The 17,972-nt window shown below is 48.7% G+C and carries 22 protein-coding genes; 16 read left to right on the forward strand and 6 right to left on the reverse strand.

Features of this window, described 5'->3' with window-relative positions; genetic code table 11:
* Window positions 1–10: 10 nt before the first annotated feature.
* The 13 genes from EQP46_RS12350 (at window position 11) to EQP46_RS12410 (ending at window position 8,718) form a co-directional block, all read left to right on the forward strand.
* A complete protein-coding gene (locus EQP46_RS12350; protein WP_129493951.1) occupies window positions 11–787 on the forward strand; it encodes a ribonuclease H family protein in 777 nt (258 codons plus the stop codon).
* Between the two features lie 320 nt (window positions 788–1,107).
* On the forward strand, window positions 1,108–1,971 hold the full coding sequence (locus EQP46_RS12355; RefSeq protein ID WP_192545503.1) for an SDR family oxidoreductase: 864 nt from the start codon (window positions 1,108–1,110) through the stop codon (window positions 1,969–1,971).
* Window positions 1,972–2,114: 143 nt separating this feature from the next.
* On the forward strand, window positions 2,115–2,333 hold the full coding sequence (locus tag EQP46_RS12360; protein ID WP_129493952.1) for a hypothetical protein: 219 nt from the start codon (window positions 2,115–2,117) through the stop codon (window positions 2,331–2,333).
* Window positions 2,334–2,604: 271 nt separating this feature from the next.
* The gene (locus EQP46_RS12365; RefSeq protein ID WP_129493953.1) at window positions 2,605–3,705 is read left to right on the forward strand and encodes an agmatine deiminase family protein; all 1,101 of its coding nucleotides are present in this window, start codon (window positions 2,605–2,607) and stop codon (window positions 3,703–3,705) included.
* A 225-nt stretch (window positions 3,706–3,930) separates the two neighbouring features.
* On the forward strand, window positions 3,931–4,296 hold the full coding sequence (locus tag EQP46_RS12370) for a hypothetical protein (protein ID WP_129493990.1): 366 nt from the start codon (window positions 3,931–3,933) through the stop codon (window positions 4,294–4,296).
* A 51-nt stretch (window positions 4,297–4,347) separates the two neighbouring features.
* Window positions 4,348–4,779 (forward strand): GNAT family N-acetyltransferase, encoded by a 432-nt coding sequence (locus EQP46_RS12375; protein ID WP_129493954.1) that lies wholly within the window; start codon window positions 4,348–4,350, stop codon window positions 4,777–4,779.
* 11 nt (window positions 4,780–4,790) lie between these two features.
* A complete protein-coding gene (fos, locus tag EQP46_RS12380) occupies window positions 4,791–5,189 on the forward strand; it encodes a fosfomycin resistance glutathione transferase (RefSeq protein WP_129493955.1) in 399 nt (132 codons plus the stop codon).
* A 14-nt stretch (window positions 5,190–5,203) separates the two neighbouring features.
* Window positions 5,204–5,452 (forward strand): DUF1272 domain-containing protein, encoded by a 249-nt coding sequence (locus EQP46_RS12385; RefSeq protein ID WP_129493956.1) that lies wholly within the window; start codon window positions 5,204–5,206, stop codon window positions 5,450–5,452.
* Between the two features lie 479 nt (window positions 5,453–5,931).
* Window positions 5,932–6,450, forward strand: a complete 519-nt coding sequence (nusG, locus tag EQP46_RS12390; RefSeq protein ID WP_129493957.1) for a transcription termination/antitermination protein NusG — start codon at window positions 5,932–5,934, stop codon at window positions 6,448–6,450.
* 178 nt (window positions 6,451–6,628) lie between these two features.
* Window positions 6,629–6,940, forward strand: coding sequence for a cupin domain-containing protein (locus EQP46_RS12395; protein WP_129493958.1), 312 nt, complete (start codon window positions 6,629–6,631; stop codon window positions 6,938–6,940).
* Between the two features lie 38 nt (window positions 6,941–6,978).
* Complete coding sequence (locus EQP46_RS12400) at window positions 6,979–7,635, forward strand: alpha/beta hydrolase (RefSeq protein WP_129493959.1); 657 nt, start codon at window positions 6,979–6,981, stop codon at window positions 7,633–7,635.
* Window positions 7,636–7,875: 240 nt separating this feature from the next.
* Complete coding sequence (locus tag EQP46_RS12405) at window positions 7,876–8,349, forward strand: 2TM domain-containing protein (protein ID WP_129493960.1); 474 nt, start codon at window positions 7,876–7,878, stop codon at window positions 8,347–8,349.
* Between the two features lie 189 nt (window positions 8,350–8,538).
* Window positions 8,539–8,718 carry a hypothetical protein gene (locus tag EQP46_RS12410; RefSeq protein WP_129493961.1) on the forward strand — a complete coding sequence of 60 codons (180 nt, stop codon included), beginning with the start codon at window positions 8,539–8,541 and terminating at the stop codon, window positions 8,716–8,718.
* 166 nt (window positions 8,719–8,884) lie between these two features.
* Here the strand turns inward: EQP46_RS12410 and EQP46_RS12415 are convergent, their stop codons facing one another.
* Window positions 8,885–10,198, reverse strand: a complete 1,314-nt coding sequence (locus tag EQP46_RS12415; protein WP_129493962.1) for a hemolysin family protein — start codon at window positions 10,196–10,198, stop codon at window positions 8,885–8,887.
* A 345-nt stretch (window positions 10,199–10,543) separates the two neighbouring features.
* Between EQP46_RS12415 and EQP46_RS12420 the strand changes: the two genes are divergently transcribed.
* Entirely contained in the window at window positions 10,544–11,575 is a 1,032-nt protein-coding gene (locus EQP46_RS12420) for an endonuclease/exonuclease/phosphatase family protein (protein ID WP_129493963.1), read from the forward strand.
* 46 nt (window positions 11,576–11,621) lie between these two features.
* Here the strand turns inward: EQP46_RS12420 and EQP46_RS12425 are convergent, their stop codons facing one another.
* From EQP46_RS12425 to EQP46_RS24455, 3 genes are read right to left on the reverse strand one after another with little or no spacing between them, the layout of a single operon-like run.
* Window positions 11,622–12,164 carry a nucleotidyltransferase family protein gene (locus tag EQP46_RS12425; protein WP_129493964.1) on the reverse strand — a complete coding sequence of 181 codons (543 nt, stop codon included), beginning with the start codon at window positions 12,162–12,164 and terminating at the stop codon, window positions 11,622–11,624.
* 2 nt (window positions 12,165–12,166) lie between these two features.
* Window positions 12,167–12,457 (reverse strand): YciI family protein, encoded by a 291-nt coding sequence (locus EQP46_RS12430; RefSeq protein ID WP_129493965.1) that lies wholly within the window; start codon window positions 12,455–12,457, stop codon window positions 12,167–12,169.
* Between the two features lie 31 nt (window positions 12,458–12,488).
* Complete coding sequence (locus tag EQP46_RS24455) at window positions 12,489–12,803, reverse strand: Flp family type IVb pilin (protein ID WP_240671719.1); 315 nt, start codon at window positions 12,801–12,803, stop codon at window positions 12,489–12,491.
* A gap of 186 nt (window positions 12,804–12,989) precedes the next feature.
* Between EQP46_RS24455 and EQP46_RS12440 the strand changes: the two genes are divergently transcribed.
* Both EQP46_RS12440 and EQP46_RS12445 read left to right on the forward strand, forming a co-directional pair.
* Window positions 12,990–13,583, forward strand: a complete 594-nt coding sequence (locus EQP46_RS12440) for a LysE family translocator (protein ID WP_167482765.1) — start codon at window positions 12,990–12,992, stop codon at window positions 13,581–13,583.
* Between the two features lie 70 nt (window positions 13,584–13,653).
* Window positions 13,654–14,475, forward strand: a complete 822-nt coding sequence (locus EQP46_RS12445; protein WP_129493967.1) for an AraC family transcriptional regulator — start codon at window positions 13,654–13,656, stop codon at window positions 14,473–14,475.
* Window positions 14,476–14,477: 2 nt separating this feature from the next.
* Here EQP46_RS12445 and EQP46_RS12450 read toward each other — a convergent pair whose 3' ends face one another.
* Window positions 14,478–16,505 (reverse strand): tetratricopeptide repeat protein, encoded by a 2,028-nt coding sequence (locus EQP46_RS12450; protein ID WP_129493968.1) that lies wholly within the window; start codon window positions 16,503–16,505, stop codon window positions 14,478–14,480.
* A gap of 187 nt (window positions 16,506–16,692) precedes the next feature.
* Entirely contained in the window at window positions 16,693–17,901 is a 1,209-nt protein-coding gene (locus EQP46_RS12455; RefSeq protein WP_129493969.1) for an ammonium transporter, read from the reverse strand.
* Between the last annotated feature and the right edge of the window lie 71 nt (window positions 17,902–17,972).

A 17,972-nucleotide genomic window follows, 5' to 3' on the forward strand; every position in this document is an offset into this window, starting at 1 on the left:
AGGATCCGGTTTGGCTAAAAAATATTATGTTGTGTGGAAAGGCCGTAAGAACGGCATTTACACCGACTGGGCACAGTGCAAAGCGCAAGTGGATGGCTTTCAAGGTGCGAAATTCAAATCTTTTCCAACACTCGCAGAAGCAGAGGCCGCGTTTGGCGGAAAAGCGGGCGCTGGCGCTTCCAAGTCTTCTGCGGCTAAAACATCGTCAAGTTCCACCGCCACGAAATCGAAGCCAGCCGCGCTGACACAGACGCAAATTACCGACATGCCTTTTGATATCAAGATTTTCACAGACGGTGCATGTGAGCCCAACCCTGGCGAAGCGGGAACCGGGCTAGCGGTTTATCAAAACAATACGCTGACTGAACTGTGGTATGGGTTATACCAACCCGTCGGCACGAACAACACGGCTGAGCTTCACGGGCTACACCAAGCCTTCTTGATTGCCAAAGAAAAGCTTGCGAAAGGTCTGTCAGTGGCGATCTATTGTGATTCTCGTTATGCCATTGATTGTGTCACCAAATGGGCATCGGGTTGGGAAAAGAAAGGGTGGAAAAAGGCTGGAGGGGAAATTAAAAACCTCGACATTATTCAACCCGCTTATGCCCTTTATCAAACGCTGCAGTCGCAAATCACGATACATCACGTGAATGGCCATGTTGGCATTGAAGGTAACGAGCTTGCTGATCGCATGTCGATTGTGGCGATTGAGCGTCAAGATGAAGCGTTGAACCTGTATCAAGAAACGACAGAAATCGACGAGATTCTGGCATTGCGAAAAGGCTGATACATACGCGTTAAGGTATTAAATCTGGGGGCGCCTCAGTTTCTCGACCCTGTGTTGAAAAAGAGGCGTGTTCATCTTTGTTTTCCTCCCCCTTTCATTTCCATTGTTTTGTCTGCGACCGCGCCCACCATGCCTCCAAGCTGTTTATAGTAATCAATGGCATAGCTTCGATTACTCACGTTTGGAGAATAATGAATTCAATTTGTGTGTATTTTCTGCACATTGGCTACCCGCTATCATGAATACTCAAGGTGCGTTTTCGTTTCTCTGAGAGACGACATTCGCCATCTACCTGCTACGCAAACCAAGCGAAAAGGATAATGACAGTGAAAGTAGCCGTTACTGCAGCGAGCGGGCAACTGGGCTCTGAGATTGTGAAAGCCACGGTTGCCTTGGTGTCGAAAGAAAACGTCATCGCACTGGCGAGAACGCCGGACAACGCCAAGCACCTTGGTGTTGAGGTTCGTGGAGGGGATTACGACAACCCAGGTCAGCTTGAGGCGTCTTTGCAATCGGTGGACGTGTTGTTGTTGCTTTCAGGTAATGGTGCGCCGGATGGACGAATCGGTCAGCATCGCAATGTGATTGAGGCGGCCAAGCGTGCGGGTGTGAAGAAGATCGTTTACACCAGCGTGCAGGGTGCTGAAGAAGGCACGGCATTTTCGCCGATCATTCAAAGTAACCGACAAACCGAGCGAGACGTGCGTGAAAGCGGATTGGCGTGGTCGATTGGTCGCAATGGCATTTATATGGAGCCTGACGTTGAGTACATCGAAGGCTATAAAAAAGCGGGTGGCATCGCGAACTGTGCAGGTGAAGGGAAATGTGGCTATACCACGCGCCCAGAGCTGGCCTATGCCTATGCAAAAATGCTGACGGAGGACGTGCATAACGGACAAACCTACAATTTGCACGGTGAGGCGCTGACCCAATATCAAGTGGCGGCATATTTGAACAGCGCGTTCGGCACAAAACTGGCTTACACACCCATGACGGTAGATGCCTATCGACAAGATCGTATTGCAGAACTTGGGGATTTTATCGGCACAGTGATCGCCGGCATTTACGAAGGCATTAGCAATGGGAAAGCCGATAACCCTAGCCACTTTGAAGCCGCTGCCGGTAGGCCGCATCAAAGGTGGCAGGCTTACTTTGATGCATTAAAAACCCAACAAACCGGATAAATGTAAACGCTCAAATAGCCAGATGTGAAGCAAGATCATCATGCTGCGAGATTAGGCGTGCTGAGTCAGAAATATGATACATCTTGCGTAGGAATACCCCGCTACCTTAAACGAGCAATGCTTGAAGACACAAAGGAGCGGGTATGAGCGAGATCGATGAAGCATTTGGCGCCGTTGTTGACATGCACAGCAGCGGAAAGAACAAAGTGGAAATTGCAGGCGAACTGTCCCAGCAAGGGTGGAGTTTTTACGAAGCACTGGAATTTACCAAAGGCGTTTATGAATGTGAGTCCCTGTCTGACCCGATCATGATGGGGAGCTCACTTGAAGAGATGCGAAAGAAACCGCCACTCGATATTTGATGCGTTTGAAGAAAAACAGTCAGCAGATTTGCTGGCTGTTTTTTTATGCGCGTCCATCACGCGCGTTTTTGTCCGTTTATCCCCACCGTTCATTTGCCTCTAAGTGCATATTTTTATAGGCAATCAGGTGCATTTTCTCCTAAGTGTTAGCCACGAGAAACGCGCCGCACGTAACATTTCTCCCCTTCAAACAGAGCGTGTTAAATCAAAGCGCTTAGACTGAGAGTGTTTGTGTCTGCAAGGTTTTCCGCATTCATTCTTTGGATTTATAATGCTTTCTCGACGTCGATTTATTCAACAAACAAGTGTGCTCGCCATGACATTACCCTTCACCCGCCATGTAAGTGCCAAAGGTATAACGAGTCGGTGGTCGATGCCTGATGAGGCAGCACCACATGCACGGACATGGATGGTCTTTGGTGCCAATAAAGACATTTGGGGGAAGCGCTTATTGCCCGGGGTGCAGGAAAACCTCGCGAATATCGCCCTGACCATCGCGGAATACGAACCTGTTTCTATGTTGGTTCCCCAAAGAGACATGGCAAGGGCTTATGCTCTGATGGGCGATAAGGTCGATTTCATTGAAAGTAACATGAACGATCTGTGGGCAAGAGACACTGCGCCCTTGTTTGTTGAAAACGCAAACGGTGAATGCGCCGCCGTGGATTTCAATTTTAACGGCTGGGGTGGAAAACAAGCTTACCGATTGGATGCGAAGGTGGCGGCGCAGATCGCCAAATACGCTCAAGTCCCGCTTAAAAAAGCGCCTGTGGTGATGGAAGGCGGGTGCATCGAGGTGGATGGCCACGGCACCGCAATCATTACGGAAAGCTGTACCTTGAACAAAAACCGCAATCCGGGCATGTCCAAAGCGGCGTTTGAAGACGCACTTTCGCCTTTGCTGGGGTTGGAGAAGATCATCTGGTTGCCGGGCATTAAAGGCCGCGATATCACGGATGGACACACAGATTTTTATGCGAGATTCACCACGCCAGGCAATGTAGTGGTGGGGATTGATACCTATCCTGACTCCTACGAATACGATTTAACGCGTGAACATGCCGACATACTTGCGAGTGCTACAGATGCTCAAGGTAATAAGCTGATTGTTCACCCTCTGGAAACGCCAAATACAGTGCGTGAGAAGTACGACAGCCCTGATTTTGCTGCTGGCTACGTGGGTTTTTATGTGTGTAATGGTGCGGTCATCATGCAAGAATTTGGCGACGTTGAGGCAGACACAAAAGCCAAAAACACACTGGTTTCATTATTCCCTGAACGTGACATCGTGGCGCTGAACGTGGATGCCATTGCCGCAGGTGGTGGCAGCATCCATTGTGCCACGCAGCAAGAGCCAAGATGCTTAACCTAAGCGACGGGCGTCAGTATTGGGTGTGAATTCATCGCGCCATTTTAAAATAGTATTGTCTCCAAACTGCACGCGCTAGCGTTTCGTAACAAGAAATGAGAGCGAGATAGGCGTGAACCACTCTGTGCGAGAAAAGGCTTCTGGTATTATCAGCACCTAAGCACAATGAGCATGAAGCAGAAAACAGCATGTGGTCGTTTTCTGTATGGCATGAAAGGAGAGCAATACATGGATCTTAAAGGTCTGGAAAAATATCTGGCAGCAAACAATTACGATTCAAAACCTGTCACCGGTGGTGTTCTGATCAACTTGGGAGCGCTGGTGGGACGTGTGCACGTGAAGTACGACGATGCCTCGAAAACCATGAGTTTTAATGACAAGTCTCGCTGGGTTACTCAGTCCATTCTCGCCCTTATCATGTTGTTTTTCCTTATCACCAACTTCAATGTGTATTCCCAATTGCAATTGTACTCATGCATCGCGGTCACCATTGGTATGTTCCTGATCTTTTGGTTTAAAGAAAAGAAAATCACTGCATTGAAACAGGCCTTAGAAGCGGCTGGCGCTTCACACAGCGCACCCAAAAAGAAATAACCCAGCGATAAAGACGCGAGCGAATTGCAATAACGCGATCAGGAGGAAAGCATGGAATTCCACATCGTGAATGATCCCAACGCGGACGACATCATGGATGTGCGACGAGGCCTGATTGCGTTCAATGACCCGTTTGTTGAGGACGCACAAGACATTGATGTCGGCGTGTATGCCGTGGATGATGCGGGCAAGCGTGTCGGCGGCATCGTTTCAAAGATCTGGGGGAATTGGATGTATATCCGCTTTCTCTGGGTTGATCCCGCCCTGAGTGGAAGTGGCCTCGGTACCCAACTCATGAAACGCATGGAAGACTATGCCATTGCGCAAGGTTGCCATTCGGCGTGGGTTGATACGCTCAGCTTCCAAGCCAAACCCTTCTATGAAAAATGCGGCTATCAATGCCAAATGACCCTCAATGACTACCCAGTCGCTCATCAACTCCATTTCTTGACGAAAAAGCTGGTTATAAACCCCACGCCATAAGGAATTCGCTAATGTTAAGCGGGCTAAACCACATCACGTTAGCCGTGAGCCATCTTGACACATCTCAGGCCTTTTACACTCAGCAACTAGGCTTTAAAGGGCATGTTAAGTGGGATGGCGGCGCGTACCTCTCCCTCGGTGATATCTGGCTTTGTTTGTCGCTAGATAGCCCCTGCGAAAAAACCGATTACACCCATATTGCTTTCTCTGTCGAAGCAAGTGCCTATGCCGCTTTTGTCGAAAAGATAAGGGCGGAGGGTGTGATTGAATGGAAGCAAAACCACAGTGAAGGACGCTCGCTTTATGTGCTTGATCCCGATGGTCACAAATTAGAGATTCATGTGGGAACGCTTGCAGATAGGCTCGAAAGTTTAAAGAGAAAGCCTTACGCTGGATTGGTCTGGCTATAAACAAGGAGAGTGTGATGTTAGAACTTCGACCTAGCTGTGAGTGCTGTGACAAAGCCCTGCCGCCGGAATCTACTGAGGCGTTTATCTGCACCTTTGAATGCACGTTTTGCAAAGACTGTGTGGACTACGTGCTAAAGGGCGTATGCCCGAATTGTGGTGGAAACTTCTCACCTCGCCCACTTCGTCCTGTCACCTTGCTTAAGAAATTTCCTGCATCAACACAACGGATCGTTAAACCCAATGGCTGTGGTGACGTGGCGTAGCCTCTGAATACTGTATCTATTCATGCAATGAGCGATAATGAAGTTGGCGTTTTCTGAGCGTGCGTTACCGCCATTAAACGTTGGCTTTGCGAGGGACACCCAAAACACCATAAACGGCGATGAAAGCATGTCCCATCCTGCTTCAATTCCGCTTTCCTACTGGGCTAGAAGCAGATAGTATCCTGTATCAACCAGTGAGTTTGGGAAATCGGCTAGACCCTTTTCTTTCAAGACTGACTTTTCGTCATCGGCGATAAGGTAGGTCTTACGTTACGCCTTTCGCATATTGCATGTGTTTATCATGGCGATAACGTCCTCAATGTTGGTGCTCACAACGGAGCTTTGTGCGCACGTCTCTAGCCAATCTTTGCCGAACGGAATCTCAATTCTCCCAATCTCATCCCGCTTTTTGCGGAGCTTTTATTTTTCTGAGCGACCCCATTTTTCCGCTCAGTATGTTGCGTCAACAGGAGAGTCCCTTGCACAGTTATCGCTGGTACGTTGCGTTTACGCACGTTGGTGAAGAACAAGAATTCGTCGAGCGCCTTCAACGTAAGGGGATGGATGTGTATTTGCCTGTGCGTACCTTTTCAGAAGTGACGAATGGCAGAAGGCGCACCCGCTACGAGCCATTGTTCAAATGTCATGTCTTTGTTCGAACCACGCCTGAAGGGCTACAGTGGGTAAAAACGGCACCGGAATTGTCTCACTTTGTCAGGCACGGTAAATACTTGGCCTCCGTACCGGGCTGCGACATCGTTAAAATCAAAACCGTGCTGCACTACTACGAGCAAACCGAATCGATCAACAACAACATGGTCGATGGTTGCACGATTGCGGTGATTAACGGGTCGCTAAAAGGCATTACCGGAAAGTTCGTTGAAATGGGCGACGCGAAGTTGATTGCCACACCCGTGACTCAGCTTGGTTACTCAATGCTCCTCGACCTGCCTTCAAGCTGCTATGTAAGAACCGAAATATCCGAATTTACTTGGTGAGCAGTCGTCGCACACGCTGACTGCTCCCACACGCGCCAAGGATGGCGCTTGTCGGTATTCTTTGGCGTCTCAATGCATGACCTTACCGCTGATTTTCCCTGCCTTTGTTTTCAATTCCTCTTACGATCTATAAGCTTTAGCCTCAATCACCAAAGATGAATACCGCAAGGATTGCTGTATGAAGTTTATTAAAAGCGCCAACTTTACCGCTGAACGCCCATGGGGAGCGATGGACATCGCCAACATGAACGGCATTACCACGCGTCTTCATTGGACTGATCAACCTTATAAATGGCACATCAACGACGGAGAAGAAATCTTTGTTGTGCTCGATGGCGTGGTTGAAATGCGTTATCGCGAGAACGGTGTTGAGACATCAAACCTGATGACGGTGGGGGATATTTTTTACGCCTCGGTTGGCACTGAACACGTGGCGCACCCTGTCGGTGAAGCACGCATCTTGGTGATCGAGAAAGAAGGCAGTGTGTAACCCACCCCCAAATAACCTCATAGATATGGAACGAAAAGATGCTGACATGCGTAGAAGTTGAACCGCAAGTTGCCGCGACAGCGGCGGTGATCTGGTTACATGGTTTGGGCTCAAATGGCCATGATTTTGAAGCGATTTTGCCTGAACTCCGCCTTCCGGCCGATGCCCCTGTACGTTTTATTTTTCCGCATTCACCGTCAATGCCTGTCACGGTAAATGGCGGTATGGTGATGCCTGCATGGTATGACATTCTTGAAATGGGCGCTGGGCGTAAGTTGAATACCGCACAACTGCGGGACTCGGCAGCACAAGTGTCTGAGCTTGTTGAGCGTGAAATAGCGCGAGGTATTCCCTCTGAGCGCATTATTCTTGCCGGTTTCTCGCAAGGTGGCGCAGTGGCGTATCAGGCCGCGTTGAGTTTCCCTAAACCTTTGGCTGGGCTATTAACGCTCTCAACCTACTTTCCAACCTCAGATACCATTGAGTATGCCGACGCCAATCGCACTATCCCGATTGAAATCATGCACGGCAGTTATGATCCCGTTGTGCTTCCTGCGATGGGCGAAGATGCGCGTGATGATTTGATTGCCGCGGGTTTTAAACCAAATTGGTCGACTTACCCCATGGAACACCAAGTGTGTATGCCGCAGATAAAAGACATTGCCGCGTGGCTTTCAGCGCGTCTAGGTCTTTAACGCTTCGGCTCTTAATACTTTGGCTTTTAACGCTAAGAGCGAAATGTGGCAGATATTTCATCGGATTGGCCGTTGAGTCGGCTTTCTGTCGCATCGCTGACGCCTAAATTTGAAGTCATGATGATGCAATGATAACTGTATGTTTTTAAAGCACTGTCAGGTAAGTGTCACCATGGTGACGTGGTGAATGTCTTCCCGTTTCTCGTAGATTGAAAGGGCACACAGCAGAAAGGAAACGACATGATTATCAGGAAACTAAGATTGCAACGTGGGTGGTCACAAGAGCAACTTTCGGAGATGAGCGGACTGAGTGTAAGAACCATTCAACGCATCGAAAGGGGTGATAAACCGGGATTGGAATCGCTGAAATCGTTGGCTGCTGTATTCGAAGTCCAAGTATCAGATCTTCAAAAAGAACCGGAGCCCGACATGACAGCTGACGTAAAAATTACAGAAGAAGAAACCCGTGTGATTAACCAAGTGAGAGAAATAAAAGGTTTCTACTCACACCTAATGACCTATGCGTTAGTGATCACGGGATTGTTTATCTTGAACTACATGACCAGTCCGGAATATATCTGGGCGTGGTGGCCTGCAATGGGGTGGGGCATTGGCATTATTTCTCACGGATTAAGCGCATTTGAAGTGCTGAACTTCTTTGGCGCTGATTGGGAGCGCAAGCAAGTTGAAAAGCGGTTAGGCCGAAAACTGTAGCACCACATAGTCTAAAGCCAATCATGGCCTGGCAGTGTCTTACCAACATGCCTAGATACACAGAAAAGTACCATTCAATCTAAACCCGCATTTGGCGGGTTTTCTTTTGGATGTCACCCTGAAAACCCGAAAACACATGGATTTAGTGGTGTGTCGTTGGGGCGTAAAAAATAACGATGAGGGGAAAATGTGACTGAATCTGTTTTCGTGAATATCTATAGAGGTGTTGATTGCGGTGAGCTAGGCAAAATCACTGTGCGAACTGATGGAGAAAGTGACGTGAAAGCGGGAGATCAAATTGGTCTGTCATTTCACACCAACAAGCTTCACTTTTTCGATAGCAAAGGGCTTTCTGCCGCTTACTCGTAACAACACTGCTCACACCTTGTGTGTTGGTATGAGCAGCGAAACATTCTCCCTATTTGTAGCAGTTCTCCCAATGTAATTCTGCTAATAAAACCCGGTATACCTCTTTGGATGCCGGGCTTTTTTTTCTTTATTCTCGCTTCTCGCTTCTCGCTTCTCGCTTCTCGCTTTACGCCGCCTCATGCGTTTTCGTGGGTTCTTTCGGCGGCACGATTAAAGGCATCATCTTCACATCGGCGATACGGTTATGCGCTAATTTGATGATTTCAAAACGCCATGATTGATAGCTGATCACCTCACCTTCATTTGGAAGACGCCCCGCCACCCACATCAACAGACCATTCAGGGTTTGGAAGCCTTCTTCTGCCTCGCCCAGCAAGGTACTGATGCTTAATCGGCTCTTGAATTCGGCGATGGGTATCATGCCATCCATCAACCAACTGCCATCGGGAAGTTGCTTCGCCCATGCATCTTCTTCCGACAAAGACAAATCACCCGCAATGGCTTTTAGTAAATCGTAATGGGTCACTAACCCTTGGATATCACCATATTCGTCGACGATAAACGCCAATTCACCACTTTTTCGCTGCAAGTAGTTCAGCAAGGTTAAGCCGCGCATAGACTCAGGCACGTAGATCGGACGTTTTAACAGGCTGGCGATCACCGGAATGGATAAATTGCCTGCTTGGTTAAGCATGGCTTTAGAAGAGACCGTGCCTACCACGTTATCCAAATTGCCTCGGCAGACTGGAAATACGCTGTGTTTGGTGTTTCGAATGCGCTTGAGAACCTGTTCGACGGGTTGGTCGATGTCGAGGAAATCAATGTCGCGGCGTGGCGTCATCAGTGAACTAACGAGCCTGTCATTGAGATGCAGTATGTTGTTAATCATCTCGTGTTCTTGCGGTTCAATCGCGCCTGATAACGACCCTTCGCTGACCAGTGCCTGAATATCATCTTCCGTCACGGCATCATCATTTTCTTGGCTGACGCTCAGCGCGCGAAGCGATGCCTCTGTTGAATGCGTCAGCAAGGCAACAAAAGGCGTAGCGATTTTGGACAGCCAATAAATCGGCAATGCCACCAACACAGAAAGTTGCTCGGCGTTTGATTGCGCAAAACGTTTAGGCACCAATTCACCGATAACAATGGCGAAGTAAGTAATTGCTAACACGACGCAAGCCGTAGAGAAAATATCTGCGGTGTACACATCCAAGCCCATCACCACCAACCACTCAGCAAAGGGCACAGACAAGGTCGCTTCACCCACGATGCCGCTCAGCAGACCAATCACGGTAATGCCGATTTGAATGGTGGAGAGAAATCGGGTGGGGTTTTCTTTGAGGGTGAGGGCAACGTGCGCGGCTTTGCTCTTTTCCGCTAAACGCTTTAATCGACTGCTTTTGGCGGTGACCAACGCAATCTCCGACATGGCAAAAATGCCGTTAATAACAATTAAACTAACAAGCAGTAGCACGTCCATAGTGTATTGATTCCGCTGATGAAATTATCTACAGATTAATCTGGAATCGTGTTGCTGAATGTGATTGTACCCAAACAACCTGCGCTTACTTTTTCCGCGAAACTAAGCGAATTGATCCGCGACTGAACGCTCGTCATGCCGTTTTATGAAATCTATCTTGGCAAAGTCTTATGGACGTGAAGTTTGCCCACTTTGTTGGCTGATAAAATACACAATATACAGCAGGTGAACGACGTCATGTGTTGTTGCGGTTTGAGCGGTATTTGAATCATACCCAAGCAACCTGAAGCTCGCTGAATCCGGCATCTTCAGGTTGCTTGGGTATATTATAGAGAGGAAAAGAAGATGGATATTCGATTCGGTACATTTAATCTCTACCAATTCGCTGCGCCTCCGGTGGCATGGTACGCCCCTCAGAATACGTATTCAGACAGCGATTGGTTAGACAAAAAAGCATGGGTAACTTCGCAGCTCGATACGATGGCGTGTGATGTGGTGGGCTTTCAAGAAGTGTTCAGCCCCGACGAGCTTGAAGCCTTGGTGAACGCTGCGGGATACCCGCATTTCGCTGTGGTTGATACGCCCGCAAAAGGGGATGACGGCGACAATGTGTATGTGGGGCCTGTGGTGGCAATCGCCTCCAAGTTCCCTCTGGTTTCGGCGGAAAAGGTGTCATTCAATGACAATTCCAGCCAGCATTTACCGCTGAAAGAAGACACAGAGTTTTCGCGCACGCCTATCCGCGCGGAAGTCCAAATCGATGGGGCGGTCAATGCGATTGTTTACGTCGCGCACTTTAAATCAAAACGCCCTGTTTCTATCCCGTCAGATGTCTGCGACAACGCAGCATGGGATGAGCGCGTGTTGGCTTCCATGCAAGCGAGATCCATTGGTAACGTGGCGTCCATGCTGCAACGTGGCGCGGAAGCGAGTGAGCTCTACGAGAACATCTCGAAAGATCTGCACGCATCATCAGAAACGCCAGTGGTGTTGCTGGGGGATTTGAATGACAGCATTCATTCCATTGCCATCGAAGCCCTCTCAAACCGAGGCCGTGTGTATGACATTGACGGTGTCGCTTGGGCTGACCTACCGATTGAGGCCAAAGTCGCAAGTTACAAACTCAAGTTATACGATGCCTTCGACATGGCCCCTAACCCTGATGGCACCGCAAGAACGCCGACCCACTATCATCGTGGCGAAGGCGGTACCTTGGACTACGTGTTTGTTTCAAATGCTTTGAATGAGAAGAACAATAACGCCGCAGGCAGAGTGTCTGGGTTTGATGTGTATGACGCCCATTTGAAAAATGATGGCGTGAGCAATAAGAAGCAATCAGACCATGCGCAAGTGGTGGCGACAGTGGCTTTTAACTGATCTGTCGGTTCTCATCATGAACGAAAGCGGCCATTGCGCCGCTTTTTTAATGGGGCGCGATCTGAAGTTTTGGCCACTGCTGTAACCAGTTCTTAGTTGCAACCCTCTGTTCAAAAAGGCGCTTATCCCTTTTAGGGTTATAAGTCAGAGACAGTGAAAACAGAGACGTCAATCCAAAGGGCGCGATGCACTCATACTCCCTGTCCCCCACTTTTCGGATGCCAATCGCTGTTTCTTTTTCCGGCCAGTAACGCATAGCATCTTCACTGCTTGCGTAAGGGGCATCGCCATTTCTTAGGTGCATGTGCGCTTGATTTCGAACTTGCCAGTTAAGACTTGGCATCATGTTTTTCAGCGTTTCTTCATGCTGTAAATCGGCAGTAGTATCGACACTGATAGGGTCAAAATAGATAACATCTATGTCATTTAGCGGCGTAGGGATGTCCTTTTGATGCAGGTAATCCCACACTCGATTGCGAACAAACCCTGCTGCGATGTATGCATCGGGAAGTGCTAACGTGAAGAGGCAATCGAGGGCTTTTTGGCGAACAGGATCTTGTAAGACGAGAGAAATAACCTTTTCATTCATCGCTAATTGTCTAATAGCCCATCCAGACCTTCGGCAGCCATGGAAGGTTCAAACTCCATCACGTCATAGTCCGCCACACCCGCTTGATAGAAAGGATCTTCACGCAGAATAGCATCAAGGTGTGCGCGATCGTTGGCGCGTGCCAGAATGATCCCGCCAGTGCGCGGCACTTTGCGTCCTGATGCCAGAAAATGCCCCTCAGCGTACTGTTTTTCTAAGTAGGCAATGTGCGCGTCAATGTATTGATCAACCTCAGAGAGCGCGACGGTATACGTGAGTGATACAACAAACATGGAGTGGCTCTCATCGTTAAAAAATCAGGGACTAGTTGGTTACTGAGTCGATATTTGTAGCAATGATTTGAAACGCGGAGATAAGGGTATCTCTGAACGTGGTATCTGTAATGAAGACCGCAAGAATGATGGCGGAAATCCCCACACCCATAATTGCGTACTCTATGGCGGTAACCCCTGATTGATCCTTCATATAGCGGTGAGTAAGTTGAGCTAAGGCTTTCATCGTTATTATCTCGACAACTGACGGCAGATTCTGATTATTTGTTAAACACGGTCGTTCATCCTGAATGACAATGTTTTTCGCAACCCGATCAGCGTAGCCACTAAGTTGCTCATCTTCCAATAAAAAATCAGAATTATTAGAATTATTAATTCGAAATCAAACTCTTATGATTGCAGTGGCATATTGATCTGTTTGAATTTCGAACGTTTCAGCCGCAGCCCACCTCAGTGCAATATCGTTCAATACTTGGCGATGCCGATCTCGTAATCTCAAATGCTCAAAGACGGGTAGACAGGTGTGGTTGTAATGGAAAATATCCTCGTTGCCATGGCGACATTTGCGTTTGTAGGTGCAGTCACGCCAGGGCCGGTAAACATACTGGCGACCAGTACGGCGGTGAACTTCGGCGTGCGTGAAGCGGTTAAACATGTTGTGGGAGCATCGGTCGCGTATGCCGCGGTGGTGTTTTTCTCTGGCAGTGTGATGCAACTGTTGTTGGCGCTGCTGCCCAAGATGGAATTGGGCATGCGGATGTGCGGGAGTGTGTATTTGTTTTATCTGGCGTACAAGATTTTTACCGCGCCAGTATCAGGCATTGATGCATCCCAAAAAACGCGTTCAGGGCTATGGACAGGGTCGCTAACCCAACTGCTGAACCCAAAGGCGTGGCTGGTCGCCATGTCGGGTATCAGTTTGTTTGTGGTCGGGCAAGGTGATGAGCACACCTATCTCATGGTGTTTACCTTGGTGTCTTTGGTCATTTGTTTGATAGGCGTCGGGGTATGGGCGGTTATCGGCACTGTTTTGGCTAACTACCTTGATAATCCCACTCAACAGCGTCACTTTAATAGAGTGATGAGTGTGTTGCTTGCTGTGTCAGTCACCATGATGTGGCTTTGAACGCCATCAGTCATCATTTGCATCGGGCGAGGGAAGGTTCAAGGGTTTTGCGGAAGGACGTCGAGCACGCATGAAGAAGGATAAAAGCGCCAGTTTTAAGCAAAGCACATTGCTGCCTTGGGTTGAACTGCGTGTCGCCAATCAAAGCACTGCTTGTTATGAAGCGCATTCGCACGATGAGTTTTCTTTCGGGATCATTCAGCAGGGCAGTGCTAACTACAAAAACCGGCAGACGACGCATGCGATCGGCAAAGGGGATGTGGTGACGATTAACCCCGCTGACGTGCATTCCTGCAACCCTAACGTGGGGACGTGGTCTTACAACATGTTGTTTGTGGATACCCTCAAAATGGGCGATGTTCAGCGTGATGTGTTACAAAGCGACGCACACGATTACACCCCGTTTATTCATGATCTTGAACGTAGTCCCGACATTCAGCAGCGTTTTCGTGCTTTGTTTGAAGCATTGAAAAGTGATGCGAGTGTGCTGCAGGCACAGGTATGCTTTTACGATTTTATCGAGCACATTTTGGGGAAACAGCAGCAAGATTCGCTCAGGGCGATGATGTCTCAACCGCCGTTAATACGCATTCGGGAAAGGCTACTGGACGATATCGAGCACATCCATCAGCTCGATGAACTGGCGCAGGAAGCAGGCATGAGTCGCTACCAATTGCTCCGCGCGTTTAAACATCAATTTGGCTTGCCGCCGCATGCCTATTTGATGGATGAGAAAATCAAGCGAGCCAAAATCATGCTGAAATCGGGCGATGATATTTCGGATGTTGCACTCAAGCTCGGCTTTTCAGATCAAGCCCACTTCCAACGCCAATTCAAAAAGAAGTTAGCGGTCACGCCGAAGTTCTATCAATCACATTTCGTCATCAAATAGCCTCATATTCCCGTTGGACACGTTGCCGCAAAGGTGTGTTGCGGGGTGAGCACGGCGGCTATTTTCTCATCCGCTTCGTCACTGCCGAGCTTCTTGGCTTCAAAGAAATAACTCACGGATTTCATGATGTCTTTCTCTACGATCACCCCGCGGTTGTGCCAATCTGCCAGAACGAGGTTTGCGCGAATGTTTTGCTTTCTGGCTTGTTCTAGGTAGTAATCACGCACAAGGACGATGTCACTTTCTGTGGCATTGCCTAATTCCACTTGCGCAATGAAGTTGTTGAGCCCGCGCTTGTGGCCTTGGCTGGCGGCCTTTGCGTACCAGGTTACGGCCTCTTTCGTGTTCTCTGGTGCGTTTTCTTCGAGATACACTCCGTAGTTGTTTTGGGCACAAAAATGCCCATTTTCTGCCGCGGTTTTTAGGTAGCGAACGCGAGCTTCGTCATCATAAAGGGGGCTTTCCTTATTGGCATAAAGACTGGAGAGAAACCAATTCGCGAGGTTTTCATTGTTGTCTGCGGCAGCAAGCAACAATGCCTTGGCCTTTTCCTCGTCGGTGTCTAATTCTCCCATGCCACGCATATAGGCTGCGCCTAACCGCATTTGCGCCCGTTGATCGCCTTGTTCATAGGCCAACTGATAGAGCTCAACCGCTTTTACTGGGTCTTTTTCAACACCGTCACCAAACTCATAGAGTTCCCCAAGGTACGTTTGACCTTTTGCATTGTTCTGGTCGGCGGCAAGTTGATAGTGCTTAGCGGCGGTTTCGGCATTCTTTTCAACACCATCGCCATATCGGTAAAGTATGCCTAGATTGACGTGAGCCGATGAATTTTCCAGTTCAGCCGAGCGCGAATACAATTCAAAGGCTTTGTTCAAATCTTTGGGTACGCCTTCGCCTATCTCATATTGCCACCCAAGGTTATTGAGGGCAGTGCTGTGCCCATTGTCGGCAGCTTGTTGAAGTAACGAAATGGCTTTATTAAGGTTTTTAGCCACCCCTTCCCCTTTCCGATAGAGAATCGAAAGGTTGTTTAGTGCCGAGGAATGACCTTGGTCGGCAGCCAGTGTGTAGAGCGCAACCGCGCGCTTAGGATCTTTCTCAACGCCTAAACCTTTGCTGTAGCAATAAGCCAGCGCCCATTGTGCAGAGGCGTTTTCTTGATTTACTGAGAGGGTGTAAAAATGCACCGCTTTTTTTAAGTCAATCTCCGCGCCTTTTCCAAAGCGATACATATCCCCCAAGTGGTACTGGGCATCAGCATTGCCTTTGTTTGCCGCCAGCGTAAATAGGTTCATGGCAGCAGCTAAATCTATGAGAACGCCGTCGTCACCATATTTATACAAGAGAGCCAATTCATATTGTGCGGGGACGTACCCCTGGTTTGCAGCGAGCGTATAAAAATACTCTGCTTTCACTGCGTCTTTAGGCAAGTTTTCTCCCGCCTCGTAGATGGATCCTAAATTGGTTTGCGCCCAAGCAATCCCTTTCCATGCCGCGCGCTCATAGAGTGAGATAGCCTTCTTCTCATCTTTCGCCACGCCGACGCCATTATAGGTTAGCCAACCCAAGGTATATAAGGCTTCGGCATGATCGACTGCGACCAATTTATTGAGTTGAGGTAACGCTTTAGTCGCCCAATACTGTGCGCCATCCTCATCTTTTGGCCCAATTAACCCGCGCCATAGAAACTTGGCTACGGCTGCCTGAGCAAGGGGGTTTTCATCGTTTGCCGCTGCGAGATAGGCAACATATGCCGCTTCATCGTCGTTACCATGGAAATACTCACGTTGACCGATTTTGAAGTTTTCATCATCAAGGTAATCGGTATCACTGGATTTAGCGGTGAGGTATTCGTAGAAAGAGACAATGGGTGGAACGGCTTGAGACAAGGCGATAACCACCGCCGTGATGATAATGATGGATGCGCCAATTGGGTGATTAGCAACGCGCTTTTTTAAGCGAGATACTAAGTCTTCTTTTGGGGGGACAGTGACTTGGTTTTCATTGATATCTTGATGGCTCATTCAACAACTCCCAACGGCGTATCTCATCAAATACAATAGACAGTATTGGCATGTTTGCGAGAGTGGGCTGTCCACATTTCAGGAATTTACAGTGGAGAAAATTATGCAACTGGGTGATTTAAGACAATAAAAAAAGAGCCCAATTCCGTTGGGCTCTTTTACGTTTTGTTGTGTTCGTGTTTAGCAATTAGTCTTCTGAGGTGGACGCAATCTTATGAATGGCCAAGTCAGCGCCGTTGTATTCGTCTTCTTCTGTCATGCGAATACCCGCTGTTTTATCGACCGCCGTGTAAACAATCCAACCGCCAACAAAGGCAACAACCACGCCTGCTATCGTACCGATAAGCTGAGACATAAAGCTTACGCCGCCTAAGCCCCCCAAGGCTTCCAAACCGAAGATACCTGCAGCGAGGCCGCCCCACATGCCACACACACCGTGCAATGGCCAAACACCCAACACGTCATCAATTTTGAAACGGTTTTGCGTCAAGGTGAACAACCAAACAAACAGCGCACCTGCAACGCCACCCGTGAAGAGTGCACCAATTGGGTGCATCAAGTCAGAGCCCGCACACACGGCTACCAATCCTGCGAGTGGACCGTTGTGAAGGAAACCTGGGTCATTTTTACCTACCACGAGTGACGCAACGATGCCGCCGACCATTGCCATTAAGGTGTTCACCGCAACCAAACCGCTGATGCCGTCGAGCGTTTGTGCGGACATGACGTTAAAGCCAAACCAACCGATGGTAAGAATCCATGCGCCGAGGGCAAGGAAAGGAATGTTTGATGGGGCAAATGCAATCAAACGGTCGCCACGGTAGCGGCCTTTACGCACACCAAGAATAAGCACGGCAGCAAGTGCAATCCACCCGCCCACAGCGTGGACGACGACTGAGCCTGCGAAATCATGGAAGGCCGCGCCAAATGTCGCTTCTAGCCAGTCTTGGAAACCAAAATTACCGTTCCAGATAAGACCTTCGAAAAACGGATAAACAAATGCCACGATGGCTGCTGCTGCAATCAGCATTGGCGTAAACTTCGCGCGCTCTGCGACACCACCCGAAATAATGGCAGGGATGGCGGCGGCGAAAGTCATCAAGAAAAAGAATTTAACTAACTCATAACCATTGTTGGCGGAGAGGGTTTCTGCGCTGCTGAAAAAGGTGGTGTCGTAGGCTACCCAGTAGCCAATGAAAAAGTAAGCGAGGGCTGAAAAACCGAAGTCTGACATGATTTTAACCAGTGCATTCACCTGGTTACGGTGTCTGACGGTGCCGACTTCTAAAAAGGCAAATCCGGCGTGCATGGCCAAAACCATGATGGCACCCATCAAGATAAAGAGCGTGTTCGCGCTTTCGGTCAGCGTTTGAATCGCGCTACTGATATTTTCCACAATGTTTTCCTCTACTTCCTTGAGAACAAATTTTCCTAGTGGGTGGTCAAGCACGAATCGTGCCGAGTTGA

The organism is Enterovibrio baiacu (assembly GCF_004120195.1).
Classification (GTDB): domain Bacteria; phylum Pseudomonadota; class Gammaproteobacteria; order Enterobacterales; family Vibrionaceae; genus Enterovibrio; species Enterovibrio baiacui.

Bases quoted from the DNA above. Each gene is read 5' to 3' on its own strand.
- EQP46_RS12440 (WP_167482765.1), top strand. From the start codon at position 12,990: ATGGAAAATATCCTCGTTGCCATGGCGACATTTGCGTTTGTAGGTGCA.
- EQP46_RS12370 (WP_129493990.1), top strand. From the start codon at position 3,931: ATGGATCTTAAAGGTCTGGAAAAATATCTGGCAGCAAACAATTACGAT.
- EQP46_RS12405 (WP_129493960.1), top strand. From the start codon at position 7,876: ATGATTATCAGGAAACTAAGATTGCAACGTGGGTGGTCACAAGAGCAA.
- EQP46_RS12400 (WP_129493959.1), top strand. From the start codon at position 6,979: ATGCTGACATGCGTAGAAGTTGAACCGCAAGTTGCCGCGACAGCGGCG.
- EQP46_RS12425 (WP_129493964.1), bottom strand. From the start codon at position 12,164: ATGAATGAAAAGGTTATTTCTCTCGTCTTACAAGATCCTGTTCGCCAA.
- fos (WP_129493955.1), top strand. From the start codon at position 4,791: ATGTTAAGCGGGCTAAACCACATCACGTTAGCCGTGAGCCATCTTGAC.
- EQP46_RS12430 (WP_129493965.1), bottom strand. From the start codon at position 12,457: ATGTTTGTTGTATCACTCACGTATACCGTCGCGCTCTCTGAGGTTGAT.
- EQP46_RS12420 (WP_129493963.1), top strand. From the start codon at position 10,544: ATGGATATTCGATTCGGTACATTTAATCTCTACCAATTCGCTGCGCCT.
- EQP46_RS12385 (WP_129493956.1), top strand. From the start codon at position 5,204: ATGTTAGAACTTCGACCTAGCTGTGAGTGCTGTGACAAAGCCCTGCCG.
- EQP46_RS12355 (WP_192545503.1), top strand. From the start codon at position 1,108: ATGACAGTGAAAGTAGCCGTTACTGCAGCGAGCGGGCAACTGGGCTCT.
- EQP46_RS12445 (WP_129493967.1), top strand. From the start codon at position 13,654: ATGAAGAAGGATAAAAGCGCCAGTTTTAAGCAAAGCACATTGCTGCCT.
- EQP46_RS12365 (WP_129493953.1), top strand. From the start codon at position 2,605: ATGCTTTCTCGACGTCGATTTATTCAACAAACAAGTGTGCTCGCCATG.
- EQP46_RS12375 (WP_129493954.1), top strand. From the start codon at position 4,348: ATGGAATTCCACATCGTGAATGATCCCAACGCGGACGACATCATGGAT.
- EQP46_RS12450 (WP_129493968.1), bottom strand. From the start codon at position 16,505: ATGAGCCATCAAGATATCAATGAAAACCAAGTCACTGTCCCCCCAAAA.
- EQP46_RS12415 (WP_129493962.1), bottom strand. From the start codon at position 10,198: ATGGACGTGCTACTGCTTGTTAGTTTAATTGTTATTAACGGCATTTTT.
- EQP46_RS12360 (WP_129493952.1), top strand. From the start codon at position 2,115: ATGAGCGAGATCGATGAAGCATTTGGCGCCGTTGTTGACATGCACAGC.
- EQP46_RS12395 (WP_129493958.1), top strand. From the start codon at position 6,629: ATGAAGTTTATTAAAAGCGCCAACTTTACCGCTGAACGCCCATGGGGA.